The 15,859-nt window shown below is 66.0% G+C and carries 12 protein-coding genes; 8 read left to right on the top strand and 4 right to left on the bottom strand.

All coding sequences use genetic code 11. The features are described 5' to 3' along the window. The 3 genes from E4L96_RS05580 to E4L96_RS05570 are packed head-to-tail and all read left to right on the top strand — an operon-like array spanning nt 1 to nt 5,750. Complete coding sequence (locus tag E4L96_RS05580; RefSeq protein ID WP_370660725.1) at nt 1-1,140, top strand: efflux RND transporter periplasmic adaptor subunit; 1,140 nt, start codon at nt 1-3, stop codon at nt 1,138-1,140. Between the two features lie 3 nt (nt 1,141-1,143). Continuing rightward, nucleotides 1,144-4,317 (top strand): efflux RND transporter permease subunit, encoded by a 3,174-nt coding sequence (locus E4L96_RS05575; RefSeq protein ID WP_135206229.1) that lies wholly within the window; start codon nt 1,144-1,146, stop codon nt 4,315-4,317. Further along, nucleotides 4,314-5,750, top strand: coding sequence for an efflux transporter outer membrane subunit (locus E4L96_RS05570; RefSeq protein ID WP_135206228.1), 1,437 nt, complete (start codon nt 4,314-4,316; stop codon nt 5,748-5,750). The genes E4L96_RS05575 and E4L96_RS05570 overlap by 4 nt, the downstream gene beginning before the upstream one ends. 333 nt (nt 5,751-6,083) lie before the next feature. On the opposite strand, the gene E4L96_RS05565 is transcribed toward E4L96_RS05570, so the two are convergent. Further along, on the bottom strand, nt 6,084-6,440 hold the full coding sequence (locus E4L96_RS05565; RefSeq protein ID WP_135206227.1) for a hypothetical protein: 357 nt from the start codon (nt 6,438-6,440) through the stop codon (nt 6,084-6,086). Nucleotides 6,441-6,640: 200 nt separating this feature from the next. Here E4L96_RS05565 and ligD point away from each other — a divergent pair, with 200 nt between their 5' ends. Together ligD and E4L96_RS05555 are read left to right on the top strand one after the other, a co-directional pair. After that, nucleotides 6,641-9,196 (top strand): DNA ligase D, encoded by a 2,556-nt coding sequence (gene ligD, locus E4L96_RS05560; protein ID WP_135206226.1) that lies wholly within the window; start codon nt 6,641-6,643, stop codon nt 9,194-9,196. An 87-nt stretch (nt 9,197-9,283) separates the two neighbouring features. Next, entirely contained in the window at nt 9,284-9,697 is a 414-nt protein-coding gene (locus E4L96_RS05555) for a hypothetical protein (RefSeq protein ID WP_135206225.1), read from the top strand. Nucleotides 9,698-10,059: 362 nt separating this feature from the next. Here E4L96_RS05555 and E4L96_RS05550 read toward each other — a convergent pair whose 3' ends face one another. From E4L96_RS05550 to E4L96_RS05540, 3 genes are all read right to left on the bottom strand, one after another. Then, entirely contained in the window at nt 10,060-10,293 is a 234-nt protein-coding gene (locus E4L96_RS05550) for a hypothetical protein (RefSeq protein ID WP_307721627.1), read from the bottom strand. 101 nt (nt 10,294-10,394) lie between these two features. Continuing rightward, a complete protein-coding gene (gene ku / locus E4L96_RS05545) occupies nt 10,395-11,414 on the bottom strand; it encodes a non-homologous end joining protein Ku (RefSeq protein ID WP_135206223.1) in 1,020 nt (339 codons plus the stop codon). Between the two features lie 37 nt (nt 11,415-11,451). Further along, a complete protein-coding gene (locus E4L96_RS05540) occupies nt 11,452-12,456 on the bottom strand; it encodes an SDR family oxidoreductase (RefSeq protein ID WP_135206231.1) in 1,005 nt (334 codons plus the stop codon). A 182-nt stretch (nt 12,457-12,638) separates the two neighbouring features. Here E4L96_RS05540 and E4L96_RS05535 point away from each other — a divergent pair, with 182 nt between their 5' ends. The 3 genes from E4L96_RS05535 to E4L96_RS05525 all read left to right on the top strand — a co-directional run. After that, on the top strand, nt 12,639-14,096 hold the full coding sequence (locus tag E4L96_RS05535; protein ID WP_135206222.1) for a GGDEF domain-containing protein: 1,458 nt from the start codon (nt 12,639-12,641) through the stop codon (nt 14,094-14,096). A 79-nt stretch (nt 14,097-14,175) separates the two neighbouring features. Further along, nucleotides 14,176-15,291 (top strand): VPLPA-CTERM sorting domain-containing protein, encoded by a 1,116-nt coding sequence (locus tag E4L96_RS05530; RefSeq protein WP_135206221.1) that lies wholly within the window; start codon nt 14,176-14,178, stop codon nt 15,289-15,291. Between the two features lie 75 nt (nt 15,292-15,366). Further along, a partial coding sequence (locus E4L96_RS05525) for a SulP family inorganic anion transporter (protein WP_267874313.1) occupies nt 15,367-15,859 on the top strand: 493 nt, incomplete at its 3' end.

Below are 15,859 nucleotides of genomic sequence, written 5' to 3'. Positions count from 1 at the left end.
GTGCTGTCCGGCTGCGGCCAGGCCAACAGCGCGCCCGCGGCTGGAGCACCGGCCGGCGGGCCGCCCATCACAGCCGCGCAGGTCGTCGAGAAGTCCGTCAACGAGACCCAGGAATTCTCTGGCCGCCTGGAAGCGGTGGACCGGGTCGAGATCCGCGCCCGCGTTTCCGGCTTCATCACCCAGACCAACTTCCAGCCAGGTTCGGAAGTGAAAAAGGGCGATGTGCTCTTCGTGATCGACCCGCGTCCGTACGAGGCGGAAGCTGCGCGCACCGAAGCGTCGCTGAACTCCGCCCGCGCCAAGGCGGACCTGGCCAAGCTGGAACTGGCCCGCTCCGAGCGCCTGCTGGCCGACAAGGCCATCGCCCAGCGCGAATTCGACGAGAAGGCTTCGTCTCTGAAAGAGCTGGACGCCAACGTACGCGCCGCGCAGGCCGCCCACGAAGCGGCGCGCCTGAATCTCTCCTACACCCGCGTCACCGCGCCGATTTCGGGCCGCGTGTCCAAGGCCGAAGTCACCAACGGCAACCTGGTGGATGGCAGCGTGGTCCTGACCTCGGTGGTCTCGTCCAACCCGATCTACGCCAGCTTCGATGGCGACGAAGCGACCCTGCTGCGCATCGGCGAGGCGACCCGCAAGGGCCAGCCGGTGAGCGTGAAGGTGGGCCTGGCCAACGAAGCGGGCTTCCCGCACGAGGGCAAGCTGGAATTCGTCGACAACCGGCTGGATGCCTCCACCGGGTCGGTGCGCATGCGCGCAATCCTGAACAATACCGACAAGGCACTGGTACCAGGCCTGTTCGCACGCGTCCAACTTGGCGGTAATACCGCAACCGAGACTCGGGCGTTATTGATTACCGACCGGGCGGTGGGCACGGACCAGGACCGCAAATTTGTCTTCGTCATCGGCAAGGACAACAAGGCTGAATACCGCCCGGTGGTGCTGGGCCCGACCGTGGACGGCCTGCGCGTGGTGCGCGATGGCCTGAAGCCGGGCGAGCGCATCGTCGTCAACGGCCTGCAGCGTGTGCAGCCGGGTGCCCCGGTCACCGCGCAGACGGTGCCGATGATCGCTGCCGTCACCGGCAACGGCAAGGCGCAGACGGTGGCTGCGATTGATACGACCTCGAAGGACCAATAAGACATGAACATCTCCCGCTTCTTCATCGACCGGCCGATCTTTGCGGCCGTGCTGTCGATCCTCGTCTTCGTGGCGGGGCTGATCGCGATCTTCGAGCTGCCGGTCTCGGAGTACCCGGACGTGGTGCCGCCCTCGGTGGTGGTGCGCGCCCAGTACCCCGGCGCCAACCCGAAGGTGATCGCGGAAACCGTGGCTGCGCCGCTCGAGGAGCAGATCAACGGCACCGAGAACATGCTGTACATGACCTCCCAGAACACCTCCGACGGCGCGCTGATGCTGACGGTGACGTTCAAGGTCGGTACCGATGTCGAACAGGCCGAATCGCAGATCCAGAACCGCATCCAGCGCGCGCTCCCACGCCTGCCGGAAGAGGTGCGCCAGATCGGCGTGACGGCCGTGAAGGCCTCCCCCAACCTGACCATGGTGGTGCACCTGGTCTCGCCCAAGGGCCGCTATGACGACGTCTACCTGCGCAACTACGCGGTCCTGAACATCAAGGACCAGCTGGCGCGCATCCCCGGCATGGGCGACGTGCAGCTGTTCGGCGCCGGCGACTACGCGATGCGCGTGTGGCTCGACCCGCAGAAGATCGCGGCGCGCGGCCTCACCGCCAGCGACGTGGTCGGCGCGATCCGCGAGCAGAACGTGCAGGTGGCGGCCGGTGTGATCGGCCAGGCGCCGTCGAAGAACTCCGAGTTCCAGCTGACCGTGAATACCCAGGGCCGTCTCAACACCATCGAGGAATTCGGCGACATCATCGTGCGCACCAACGGCGATGGCGCCCTCACGCGCCTGCGGGACGTGGCGCGCATCGAGCTCGGTTCCAACTCCTATGCCCTGCGTTCGCTGCTGAACAACAAGTCGGCGGCGGCCATCGGCATCTTCGAGGCCCCGGGCTCGAACGCACTGCAGCTCTCCTCCAACGTGCGCGCCAAAATGGAAGAGCTGAAGAAGGACTTCCCGGAAGACGTGTCGTATGACGTGGTGTATGACCCGACCCAGTTCGTGCGCGAGTCGATCAAGGCCGTGATCCACACCCTGCTGGAGGCCGTGGCCCTGGTGGTGATCGTGGTGATCGTGTTCCTGCAGACCTGGCGCGCCTCCATCATCCCGCTGCTGGCGGTTCCGGTGTCCATCATCGGTACGTTTGCGGTGATGCTGATGTTCGGCTTTTCGATCAACACCCTGTCGCTGTTCGGGCTTGTTCTCGCCATCGGTATCGTGGTGGACGACGCCATCGTGGTGGTGGAAAACGTGGAGCGCAATATCGCCAACGGCCTGAGTCCACGCGACGCCACCGTGCAGGCGATGAAGGAAGTCTCGGGCCCGATCATCGCGATCGCCCTGGTGCTGTGCGCCGTGTTCGTGCCGATCGCCTTCGTGTCGGGCCTGACCGGCCAGTTCTACCGCCAGTTCGCGTTGACCATCGCGATGTCCACCGTGATCTCGGCCTTCTCGTCGCTGACGCTGTCGCCGGCGCTGGCCGCCACGCTGCTGCGCCACCACGATGCGCCGAAGGACCGCCTGACGCGCGCCATGGATGCGGTCTTCGGCCCGTTCTTCGGCTGGTTCAACCGCGTGTTCGGCCGCGCCTCGCACAAGTATGAGAACGGCGTGCAAGGTGTCCTCAAGCGCAAGAGCGCAGCTCTGGGCGTGTATGCGATCCTGGCGCTGGCCGCGGTCTTCATGTTCAAGGCGGTGCCGAGCGGCTTCGTGCCGGGACAGGACAAGCAGTACCTGGTCGGCTTTGCCCAGCTGCCGGATGCCGCCTCGCTGGACCGCACCGACACCGTGATCCGCAAGATGTCCGAGATCGCCAAGGGCGTGCCGGGTGTGCAGTCGTCGGTGGCCTTCCCGGGCCTGTCGATCAACGGCTTCACCAACGCGCCGAATGCCGGCATCGTGTTCGTCACCCTCAAGCCTTTCGACGAGCGCAAGGGCCTGAGCGGCGAGGCGATTGCGGCGGAGGTCAACAAGCGCCTGGGCGCGATCCAGGACGCCTTCATCATGGTGTTCCCGCCGCCGCCCGTGAATGGCCTGGGCCAGATCGGTGGCTTCAAGATGATGATCGAGGACCGGGGCAACGTCGGTTTCGACAAGCTGTATGAAGCGGTGAAGCAGTTCCAGATGAAGGCCTGGCAGGATCCGCGCCTGGCGGGTGTGTTCTCCAGCTACCAGATCAACGTGCCGCAGCTGTTCGCGGACGTGGACCGCGCCAAGGCCAAGCAGCTCGGCGTGCCGCTGCAGACCATCTATCAGACCTTGCAAATCAATCTCGGTTCGCTGTACGTGAATGACTTCAACCAGTTTGGCCGCACCTACCAGGTGCGCGTGCAGGCCGATGCGCTGTTCCGCTCCCACGCGGAGGACATCAGCCAGCTGAAAGTCCGCAACGACAAGGGCGAGATGATTCCGCTGTCGTCGCTGATGCGCGTGAAGGACAGCTATGGGCCGGACCGCGTGCAGCGCTACAACGCCTACGTCTCCGCCGACATCAACGGCGGCCCGGCACCGGGCGTGTCCTCGGGCACCGCACGGGCAGCCATGGAGCAGATCGCGGCCGAGACCCTGCCGAAGGGCGTGAGCTTCGAATGGACCGAGCTGACTTACCAGGAGATCCTGTCCGGTAACACGATGCTGTTTGTGTTCCCCCTGTGCGTGCTGCTGGTGTTCCTGGTGCTGGCCGCGCAGTACGAGAGCTGGACCCTTCCGCTGGCGGTGATCCTGATCGTGCCGATGTCGATCCTGTGCGCGCTGGTGGGCGTCAAGCTGACCCACGGCGACAACAACATTTTCACGCAGATCGCGCTGTTCGTGCTCGTGGGATTGGCGTCGAAGAACGCGATCCTGATCGTGGAGTTTGCACGGGAGCTGGAAGAGCACGGCCGCACCGTGGTGCAGGCCGCGCTGGAAGCCTGCCGCCTGCGTCTGCGCCCGATCCTGATGACCTCCATCGCGTTCATCATGGGTGTGGTGCCGCTGGTGTTCTCGTCCGGCGCCGGTGCGGAGATGCGCCACGCGATGGGTGTCGCGGTGTTCGGCGGCATGCTGGGCGTGACCTTCTTCGGCCTGTTCCTCACGCCGGTGTTCTATGTCCTGCTGCGGACCTTTGCCCGGGCGATCGACAGCCGCCGCGCGGCGCATCGTCCGGTGGCAGTGGAAGGAGTTGCGAAATGAGTTTCAAACTGAATGTGAAGACCTTTGTCCTGGCGCCGCTGGCTGCGGCGGTGCTGGCGGCCTGCTCCTCGGTGCCGACCATGGACACGCCCAAGGTGGAGGTGCCGACAGGGTTCAAGGAAGCGGCGATCGGCAACGGCCAGTGGAAGCTGGCCACGCCATCCGAAGCGCAGCCGCGCGGCGAATGGTGGCTGGCCTTCCATGACCCGGCGCTCTCCGCGCTGGTCACGCAGGCCACCGCCGCCAATCAGAACCTCGCCAGCGCCGCCGCACGCGTGCGGCAGGCGAGGGCGCTGGCCGGGATCGCGGAGGCGGACCGCATGCCGCAGGTGGGCGGCGGCATCGGCGCCCAGCGGGCGCGCGCGTCGGATGTGTCGCTCGGACTCCCGCAAGGGACGCCGGTGGCGCCGGGGAATCTGTACCAGGCCAAGCTCACGGCCAGCTACGAGGTCGACCTGTTCGGCCGCGTGGGTGCCAGCGTGAGCGCGGCGCGGCTGGATGCGGCAGCGTCGGAAGCGACCTACCGTTCGGTGCTGCTGGCGTTGCAGGCGGACGTGGCCCAGACCTACTTCCGCTTGCGTGCGACCGATGCGGAGCTGCGCACGCTGGAAGAAACGGTGCGGCTGCGCGAGGAGAGCGTGAAGGTCAACCAGCGCCGCTTTGAACTGGGCGACATCGGCGAGTTCGATCTGGCGCGCGCCAAGACCGAGCTGGCGACCAGCCGCGCGGAGGCGATCGGTGTGCAGCGCCAGCGTGCCTCGCTGGAGCATGCGCTGGCGGTGCTGCTGGGCCGTCCGCCCGCCGCTTTCGGACAGGAGTCGAACCCGATGGCGGATGCGCATGCGCTGCCGGTGGTCCCGGCGGGCCTGCCTTCCACGCTGCTGGAGCGGCGCCCGGACATCAGCGCCGCGCAGCAGCAGGTGATGGCGTCCAATGCGCGCATCGGCGTAGCCCGGTCCGCGCTGTTCCCGGCCCTGACCCTGAGCGCCGCGGCGGGCACGGAGACCGCGTCCACCGGCGCGCTGTTCCAGGCCGCGTCCAAGGCGTGGGTGGTCGGTGCGCTGCTGTCGATGCCTTTGATCGACGGTGGCCGCAACCGCGCCAACATCACCCGCAGCGAAGCGGCCCTGGATGAATCGGTGGCGGCGTACCGCCAGCAGGTGCTGACCGCGTTCCAGGAAGTCGAGGACAACCTGGCGGGCCTGCGCATCCTCGCCGGCCAGGCGGAGCAGGTGGACGACGCGGTGGTGTCGGCCCGCCGCTCGGCCGACCTGGCGCAGAAGCTCTACAACGCCGGCCGCTCCAGCTACCTGGAGCTGCTGGACGCGCAGCGCAACCTGGCCGCGGTGGAACGCAGCGCCGTCCAGCTGCGCGGCAACCGCGCCGTCACCACGGTCGCCCTGATCCGCTCCCTTGGCGGCAGCTGGCAATAACCTGACCCGTTGACGCCACTTGGCCGGGACCCGCACCACGCGGCCCCGGCCTTTTTTTCGCGCGCGAGCGTCGATTCGAAACCGACCTTCCCCAGGACGCCACCCCTACTGCTGAGCCACCCGCGCGCCACTTCTGCCGCCCAGCACGCCGGGGTACGTCCCCAGCGTACTCAGCGGCAAAGGTGTCGCACCGACGTTACGGGCGGCGCTGCGGGCAGGGAACGGGGAAAAGAAAACGCGCCGGGAGCGAACCGGCGCGTCGGAGGGCGCTCCACCAACGGAGCGGCTGGCGCACACGGCATACGGCCGCGCGGCGCAGTGCGGTAAGGCAGATTACTTGGCGGCGTCGGCCTTCATCTCGGCAGCGGCGGATGCCTTGTCTGCCTTGGCTTCGGCCTTGGCCTTGGCGGCCTTCTTGTGAGCCTTGGCCTTGGCTTTGTGCTCGTCGGCCTTGGCGCTGGCCATGTCTTCATGGGCCGATGCCATAGCCTTCTCGGTCTTGGCTTCGGCTTTCGCGTCAGCTTTCTGCTCCTTGGCTTCGGCCTTCATCTCCTTGGCTTCAGCCTTGTGCATGGCCTTCTGCTCCTTGGTGGCGGCCTTGGTGTCCGGCGTGGTGGTGGCCGGGGTCTGGGCAGCGAAAGCGGAGACAGCGAACAGGCCGGCGATCAGGGAGGCGATGAGTTTGCTCATGTTTAGTTTCCTTGTGAAAAGTTACGACGTTCATGGTGGGCTCATGCCCGTTGCTACTGAAGCCAAAACGCAGCCGGCTTGATATAGGTTGACCTCCTTTTACATCCGCTTACAGTCCTCACGATTCTTCACTGTTAGGTGGCGAACGGTGCTATTTGCCGTGCTGACATAACGTGGACCGATCTGACCGAGGTGATGCCATGCCCACAGCACGTGATTCTCTGAAGGAATACAAGGCCAAGCGCAATTTCTCCATCACGTCCGAGCCCGAGGAGGGCGGACAGGAAGGGCTTGAAGAGCTGACGTTCGTCATCCAGAAGCACTGGGCGTCGCGCCTGCACTACGACTTCCGGCTGGAGCTCGACGGCACCATGAAAAGCTGGGCCGTGCCCAAGGGCCCGAGCTACGATCCGCATGACAAGCGCATGGCGGTGCATGTCGAGGACCACCCGATTTCGTATTCGTCGTTCGAAGGCACGATCCCCGAAGGGCAGTACGGCGCGGGCAAGGTGATCATCTGGGACAAGGGGACCTGGCATCCGCTCGACGACCCGCACGAGGGCTACCGCAAGGGCAATCTGAAATTCGAAATCCGCGGCCACAAGATGCATGGCAAGTGGGTGCTGGTGCGGATGAAGGGCCATGGCGAAAAGCAGGAACCGTGGCTGCTCATTAAAGAGAAGGATGAATACGTGCGTTCGGCCGAGGAGTTCTCGCTGGTCGACGAAATGCCGGACAGCGTGAAAGACCTGCCCATGCCCGGCGCGATGAAGAAGACGAAGGACCGCAAAGCGCCGGCGCGCGCCATCGCGGGCGTCAAGCGCGCGGTCAAGAAGGGGCAGCAGCCTGACGGCGCGGTGAAAGCCGCGCTGCCTGCGTCCCTCCAGCCGGAGCTGGCGACGCTGGTCGACGGTCCGCCCGCCAATCCCGACGACTGGATCTACGAGATCAAGTTCGATGGCTACCGCATGCTGGCGCGCGTGGAGGGCAAGGAGGTGCGCCTTATCACCCGCAACGGCAACGACTGGACCAGCAAGATGCTCCCGCTGCGCGATGCGATCCTGAAGGCCAAGCTGCCCGACGGCTTCTACGACGGCGAGATCGTGGTCCACGATGAAAACGGCAAGCCGAATTTCGGCCTGCTGCAGCAGGCCTTCGATGGCCGCAAGGCCGGCCAGATCGTGTATTTCATCTTCGACGCGCCTTACCTCAACGGCTACGACATGCGCAGCGTGCGGCTCGACGAACGGCGCGCGATGCTGAAGGAGGTGCTGGCCAAGCGCGCCAGCGACGCCGTGCGCTATTCGGACGAATTTGGAACCAATCCCACCGAGCTGGTGGCCGCTGCCTGCAAGCTCGGGCTGGAAGGCATCATTGGCAAGCGCCGTGATTCGCTGTATCTGGAACGGCGCTCGCCCGAGTGGATCAAGCTGAAATGCCAGCTGCGGCAGGAATTCGTCATCGCAGGCTACACTGATCCGCAGGGTTCGCGCACCGGCATCGGCTCGCTGCTGCTCGGGGTGCATGACAAGGACGGGCAGCTGCAGTACGCAGGCAACGTGGGCACGGGATTCAACGATTCCACGCTGCGGGACCTGTACAAGAAACTGAGTGCGTTGAAGACGGACGAGAGCCCGTTCCCGCCCAAGGCAGTCCCTGGCCGCAAGCACCATTGGGTGAAGCCGAAGCTGATCGCGGAGGTGAGCTTTGCCGAATGGACGCGTGACGGGTCGGTGCGGCATGCTGTGTTCCAGGGCCTGCGCGCGGACAAGCAGGCCAAATCGATCGGGCGCGAACAGGCGCGCCATGTGGAGGAGGGCACGAATATGAATCCAGCAACCGGTGGCGCCGATAGTGGCGCCGTTCAAGGCCGCATTCCGGAGTCGCTGAAGGTGACGCACGGCGAGCGGATCGTCGATCCGTCGACCGGCGTCACCAAGCTCGAACTGGTGCGCTACTACGCGTTGGTGGCGGATCTGATCACCGAGCACCTGAAAACGCGGCCCCTGTCGCTGGTGCGCGCCCCGGGTGGCGTTGGCGGAGAGCTGTTCTTCCAGAAGCACAGTGAAGTCGGCAAGCTGCCGGGCGTGAAGCAGCTTCCTGCGGCGCTCGACCCTGGCCACCCGCCGATGCTGGAAATCCCGGGCACTGAGGGCGTGCTGTCGGCAGCCCAGTGGAATGTGGTCGAGTTCCACACCCAGAACGCCAGCTGCAAAACCTACGAAAAGCCGAACCGCATCGTGTTCGACCTGGATCCCGGCGAGGGCGTGCAGTGGAAAGCCATGCAGGACGCCGCGCAGCTGATGCACGCCTTTCTCGACCAGCTTGGCCTGCCGTCCTTCCTGAAAACCAGCGGCGGCAAGGGCCTGCACGTGGTGGTGCCGATCAAGCCGATGTACGATTGGGACACGGTGAAGGACTTCTCCAAGTCCGTCGTCGAACACCTGGCGCGTACGCTGCCGGACCGTTTCGCCTTCAAGAGCGGGGCCAAGAACCGGGTCGGCAAGATCTTTATCGACTACCTGCGCAATGGGCGCGGCGCCACCACGGCCTCCGCCTGGTCCGCACGCGTGCGGCCGGGACTCGGCATTTCGGTGCCCGTGTCGTGGGATGAACTGGGTGCCCTCAAGGCGGGCGACCAGTGGAACGTGCAAAACGCCCACACCCGCCTGGACCGCGGCAACGAGCCGTGGTCGGACTACGCCAAATCCGCCAAGACCATCACGGCGGCGATGAAGCAGATGGGGCTCAAATAGGCCGCGGCGCGGCCCGGCATGGCCGGGTTGCGGTTGTCCGCCGGGCGCTGGGTCGGAGCGTCGCAGCCCTACAGGCGCCAGGTGGCCATGATGACGGCCGAATACAGCGCTGCCCCCCGCCAGGAAGGCCATCGGCCGCACCGCCTCGGGACTGGGCAGCTCCTGCCGCACGACCTGAATCACCGTGCTTCCGGCAATCAGTGCCAGCACGATGTACAGCAGGCCTTCGGGCGGTGCCAGGGCGGCGGCGGAGGCGCAGCCGGCCACCGGCATGGCCGCCAGCGCCAGACGCCAGCGCCGGTGATGCGAACCGGGGTCCAGGTGGTGCAGGAGCAGGGCATTGGCCAGCAAGTGCAAGCTGAGTGCCACTACGTAGAACGCCAGGTTCAGAATGCCGCCCACCGCTTCTTCGACCAGGCCCGCACCCGCCAGCAGGTTATAGGCCAGGAAGACCAGGGCGTACCCGAGAAAATCATCGCGCTGGCCGGGCGTCTTCGATAAGTGGGCCTGCACCAGGTAGGTCGCGGTGACGGCCACCAGCAGGAGCAGGAATACTGTCTCGCGCGCGTCCGGCGTGAGCGGGAGGAGGGCATGGATGGCGGGGGCGCCTGCCCCAGTGAGCTGAAACAGCAGATACAGCAGCACATAGGCCAGCCCGGCGCCGCCACTGAAACTGCCCAGCCACGCCCGGGCCCGCTCCGGCAGCCGCTGCACGGGCGGAGCCAGCCAGTGGACAGCTGCCAGCACGGCACTTCCTGCCAGCGCCAGCGCGATCTGGTGACCAACGTTCGGCGACATAGGCGCTCCCGGGGGACGACGACCGGATCAGTGTAGATGAAAATCCGGGCTGCCGCCGAGGGGTGTTAGCTGCCACTGGGGACGCGGTCCGAGGGAGCGGCGGCGTGCTCGTTCTTGACGATGCCGCGGATGTTCAGGGCCAGCAGGCCGACCTGCAGGGTGATGAGGGCGTAGGCCTCGTCGTGCCAGCCCCAGATGATCCACAGGGCGTTGGACGCCACCATGCACCAGAAGCCGAGCATGCGCTTGCCCGCGTGGCTGGACGCCAGCCACCAGCACCCGAGCAGGGTGACAAGCATGGCGGGCCATTGAAGGAAATCGATCAGGTCGTCCATCGGATGGGTAAGTTGGTCCGAGACCGGTCAGCGACCGGTCCTGAACTGGTTGATTGTTCAAGCGGTCAAGCGGTCTTGCGGGCGCGCGTCGTGGTGGACTTGGCGGCCGTCTTGGTGGTCTTGCTTGCCGCAGTGGATTTGGCGGTGGTCTTGGTCGATGTGCGATGCGAGGTGGACTTGGAGGCCGCCGCCGCGCGCCGTTTCGGTGCTGGTGCGGCGTCTTCCTCGCTGTCGTCGTCGTTGGCGGCCGTGCGCTTGGAGCTGGCGCTCTCCTTGCCGCCGGCCTTGCCGCCGCCGCCCAGCGACTGCTGCAGCAGCGCCACCAGGTCGATGACGTTGCCGGTGGCCGGACGTTCGCGTTCGCCCTCCGGCTGGGTGAGCGTCTTGGTGTCGCCGCTGGCGACCTTTTTCTCGATCAGGGCCAGCACGTCCTCGCGATAGGTGTCGTGATACTGTTCCGGCTTCCACTCCTCGCTCATGCCCTCCACCAGGGCCAGCGCCATCTTCAGCTCCTTGTCCGTGAGCGCAGTCTTTTTGTCGCCGCGCGCCGGGATCTTCAATTCATCGGTGGCGCGGATCTCGTCCTGGTAGCGCAGGGTATTCATCACGATCACATCGCCCATGCACACCAGCGCGCACAGGTGTTGCTTGACGCGGATGACCACCGTGGCGATGCCCACCTTGCCCGCATGGCACAGCGTCTCGCGCAGCAGGGCATACACCTTGTCGCCGCCCTTGCCGGGGGCGAGGTAGTAGGGCTGGTCGTAGTAGATCAGCGGAACCTGGTCGCCATCCACGAAGGCCAGGATGTCGATGGTCTGCGTGGCCTCCACGTTGGCCCGGCGCAGGTCTTCATCGGACAGGACCACATACTCCCCAGGAGTATATTCATAGCCCTTGACGATGTTGTCCCAGGTGACTTCCTTCTCATTGCCCTTGTTGTAGCGCTTGAAGCCGATGGGCGAAAAGTCGCGCTTGTCCAGCATCGTCAGGTCGAGCGAATGTTCGCGCGTGGCAGGGTACATCTCGACCGGGATGTGCACGAGTCCAAAACTGATTGCGCCTTTCCACATGCTGCGTGCCATGGGCTTCTCCTTGTCTGCGCTTGGTAGCGTAACGGTGTTATTCCCCGACGCTGCCGGTGATCGGCAGGATGATGCCGGTGATGTAGCTGGAGCAGACCGGCGCCGCCAGGAACACGTACGCCGGCGACAACTCCTCCGGCTGGGCCGGGCGGCCATAGGTGGTCTGCGAACCGAAGCTTTCGATTTTCTCGGCGGGGCCGTCGGCCGGGTTCAGCGGCGTCCACACCGGGCCCGGGGCCACCGCGTTCACGCGGATGCCCTTGTCCAGCAGGTTGGCGGCCAGCGACATGGTGAAGGCGTGGATCGCGCCCTTGGTCGCCGAATAATCGAGCAGCTGCTTCGCGCCTTTCAGACCGGTCACACTACCGGTATTGATGATGGACGAGCCGCGCTTGAGATGGGGCAGGGCGGCCTTGGCCATGTGGAAGTAGCCGAAGATATTGGTGCGGAAGGTCTCGTCCAGCCGGTCCTCGGTGATATCCAGCAGGTCCGAGGCGTGCTCCTGGAATGCGGCATTGTTGACCAGGATGTCCAGCTTCCCGAACGCCTGCACGGTCTTGTCGACCGCGTCCTGGCAGAACGCCATGTCCTTGACGTCGCCCGCCAGCGTGATGCAGCGCCGCCCCTCGGCCTCGATGCAGCGCGCCGTCTCGGCTGCGTCCTCGTGCTCGTTGAGGTAGACGATCGCCACGTCCGCGCCTTCGCGCGCGAACAGCACCGCCACCGCGCGCCCGATGCCGGAGTCGCCGCCGGTCACGATGGCGGACATGCCTTCCAGCTTGCCGCTGCCCTTGTACTGCTCGGCCATGAAGCGCGGCTTGACCTGCATATCCTGCTCGATGCCCGGCTTGGCGATGTGCGGCTGGTGCATCGGCGGCACCGGCTGCTGGACGGCGCTGGTCTGGGCGGCCTTCTGCTCGCTCTGGCCTTGCTGCTGCTGGTGCTGGTCCTTGTCGTCCTGGCGGCTCTGGATCGCCTTCTGGCGCGCGGCCGCCGCTTCGACGGTGCCTTCGCCCGGTGCATTGTGGGTGTCGCCCTGCATTGCCGCGCCCTGGTCGCGCTGTTCGTTCTGTGCCATTGCGGTCCTCCTTGGTAGGTCTGGGAAGTATTCGCCCGCGGCTCGTCGGCGACCGTGCGCTTCCACACATATTCCCGAACGTCGACCCTGTCCAATTTCTGGCACACTCCTGTCCAGTTGCCTTAGTACATTGATCAGGAGCATTCATGAGCGCGCCCAGCGCCGCGTCGTCCCTGCCGGTCGCCGTCTTCCTCAGTCCCGAGCCTGCGCGGCGGGACGCATTCCGCCACGGCTGCGGCGGGCGCTTCCTGCGCCTGTTAGTGGTGGAAAGTGCCGAGCAGGCAGCTGAGCTGATGGCGAGCGAATCGGTAGACCTGCTGGTGCTGGAACTGGAAGGCTATAACCGCGGTCTGGACCTCGCCGCTCTCGGCCAATTGGTTGTGTCCGCATCTGGTCACAATACCGCCGTGCTGGCGGTCTGCCCCTTCACGCACGCCTCATGGATACCGGCGCTCAACCGGTATGGTCCGGTGGACTATGCCATCGCGCCGCTGCTGGACGAGGCCATGTGCGATGTCGCCGCCGAACATCTTCAGCGCGGCGGCAGCGCGGCCACCCCGGCCAGCCTGCGCGCGCTGCTGGCCGTCCGCACCCGCATGCAGGACGCGATCGCCGACATCGACGATCTCGCGCGCATGCCGGCCCGGGTGTGCGCCACGCTAGCCAGCTTCCCCGGCGTGGCGCATGCCGCGCTGTTCGAGATGAAGGCCTCGGACGACTTGCAACTGGTCGGCCAGGCCGGCAAGGACGGGCTGGATATGGAGCGCCTGCTCGGCCCCGCCGCGGAGCGGGCCCGCTCGCCATGGCGGCACGCCTTCCCCGGTCTGGTCGCCGCATTGTCGGGAGAACTGTGCCTGCTCGACGCCCCGGAAAAAGCGGGCGAGCCGGAACTGGCCATGAACCTGCTGACCCAGGACATCCACATGGTCCTCGGCATCCCGGTGCGCTTGTCCGGCGGTGCCGAGCGCGGGTCGATCTGCCTGATGTTCGAGCAGCAGCACTGGTTCAGCCCCGAGGATTTCGCGACGCTGGCCGCGCTGGCGCAGCTGGCAGGCTTCGCCCTGCGCACCGCCGAAATGGCGCGCGACACCGAGCAGCTGGCCGCCCAGGTCACGCGCCTCGCCACCACCGATGCGCTGACCGGTGTCGCCAACCGCCGCCGCGGCGAGGAACTGCTGATGCAGGAAGCCCGCCGCGCGCGCCGCTACCACGCGCCACTGGCACTGATCGCCTTCGACATCGACCGCTTCCGCCAGGTGAACGACCGCTATGGCCACGCGGTCGGCGACCTGGCCCTGCGCACCGTGGCCGCAGTGGTGGGCGGAGTGCTGCGCAGTTCCGACCAGCTGGTGCGCACCGGCGGCGAGACCTTCGCCGTCATCGCCCCACACACCAGCGCCATTGATGGCCTCAAGGTCGCCGAAAAAATCCGCGCCGCCGTCGCCGGTACCGACTTCGCGGGCTGCGACCGGCTCACCATCAGCGCCGGCGTCGGCCAACTGACCGGCGACGAAGACCCGGACAAGCTCACCCTGCGTGTCGACGCTGCCTTGGCCCGCGCCAAGCGCGCCGGCCGCAATTGCGTGGAACTGGCGATGAGCTAGCACTAGCGAGCTCGGCAAATTCGGCGCGGAAACTCGGCGGTGTTTGCGATCCTTACGGTTGTGACCGAAAGGAGAAGCCATGAAAACGACCGCTCGTTATCTCACCGCCGCCGCTCTCGCTCTCTTTGCCTCATCCGCCTACGCTGCCGACCCGCCGCGCTATACGGCCGCGTTGTACCGGACTGCACCGAACCAATCCGCCTACTCCATCGGCTTGAGCAACAGCGGTATTGTTGCCGGTTCGTTCTATGGCGAACAAGCCTACACCACTCAAGGCTTCATCTGGCCGAGCCGCGGCGCCGATCCTGCACCGATTCCGATGCCGCAGTGGCGTTGGAACGAGGTCGGTAACGTGAACAGCAGCGGAGTGCTGGTGGGTTCCGTCACTGACTATTATGGCGATGCCGGAACCACAGCCTATGTCTACCGGAACGGCACCGTCACTTCGTTGAACACCCCCGGCTGGCGCGAAAGCTCTGCGAAGGCGATCAGCGAGCAGGGCGCGATCACCGGCTGGGTGGGTACCTCCTCAGAGGCATCGGCCATGCTGTATCGGGATGGCCAGATTGCGACATTCGATCTTCCGGGCGCAAACTTCAACGAGGGCATTGCAGTCAACAGCTCCAATCAGGTCGCGGGCACCGGTGCCTTCTATGCCCGCCCATTCACAACCCACGCTTTCCTGTTCGATGGCAGCACGGTGCTGGATCTGAACCAGCCCGGCTGGACATCCAGCCGCGCGTATGGGATGAACGACCACGGCGACGTAGTGGGCTGGTTTGGTACGCAGGGCGGGCAGGGGGGCTTCCTGTACCACGATGGCCAGATGACGGAACTCGCCGGGCTGTCCAGTCTTGGCTTCTACCCTCGCGCCATCAATAACAGCGGCGACATGGTTGGCCGCAGCCCTGTGGCCGGTGAAGACATCAGCTACGCCGTACTGTCCCACGACGGTCATCTCTACAAACTTCTCGACCTGATCGACGGCAGCGCGAGACCCTCGGACTTCCAGCCCATGCTCTTGAACGAGGCGGGACAGATTGCGGGCTTTGCGCAATACGAGGACGGCGGCGCCCTCATGGTCCTGACCCCGCTGGCTGCAGTACCGGAACCGGCGGCTGGGCTGCTGCTGTGCGCGGGGCTGGCCGTACTGGCCGTGGCCGGGCGGCGGGCGCGCCGCGGCGGAGTCTATTGAAAGAAGGAGGGCGCAAGCTTCGCTCCCGATGGCGCGGCATGGTAGGCTTCGGTTTTCAACGAAGACCTGACCTGCATGCTCGAATGGTTACGGCCCTACCGCCGTGAGTCGCTGGCCGGCGACATTGGCGCCGGTATCGTGGTGGCGATGATGATGATCCCGCAGGGGATGGCCTATGCCCTGGTGGCGGGTTTGCCGCCCGTAGCGGGCCTGTATGCCAGCATCGTCCCCGGCATCCTCTACGCGCTGCTCGGCACCAGCATGGCGCAGTCGATCGGCCCCATGGCCATCGTCTCGCTCATGACCGGGTCCGCACTCGCACCGCTGGCGGCGCAGGGCACCGGCCTGTATCACGTGCTGGCCGCGCAGCTGGCAGTCATCACCGGCGTCGCGCTGCTGGCCTGCGGCGTCTTCCGGCTCGGCTTTCTCGCCAACTTCTTCTCGCGCCCCGTAATGAGCGGGTTCACCATCGGCTCGTCGCTGGTGATCGTGGGCGGACAGGTGCCGTCCCTCATGGGCGCCGCGCTGCCGCACTGGCACGCGCCGTCGGCGGCACTCGGCATCGGAT

Source organism: Zemynaea arenosa (genome assembly GCF_004614185.1).
Classification (GTDB): Bacteria; Pseudomonadota; Gammaproteobacteria; order Burkholderiales; family Burkholderiaceae_D; genus Telluria; species Telluria arenosa.
This window is presented reverse-complemented; position numbering and strand designations above follow the sequence as displayed.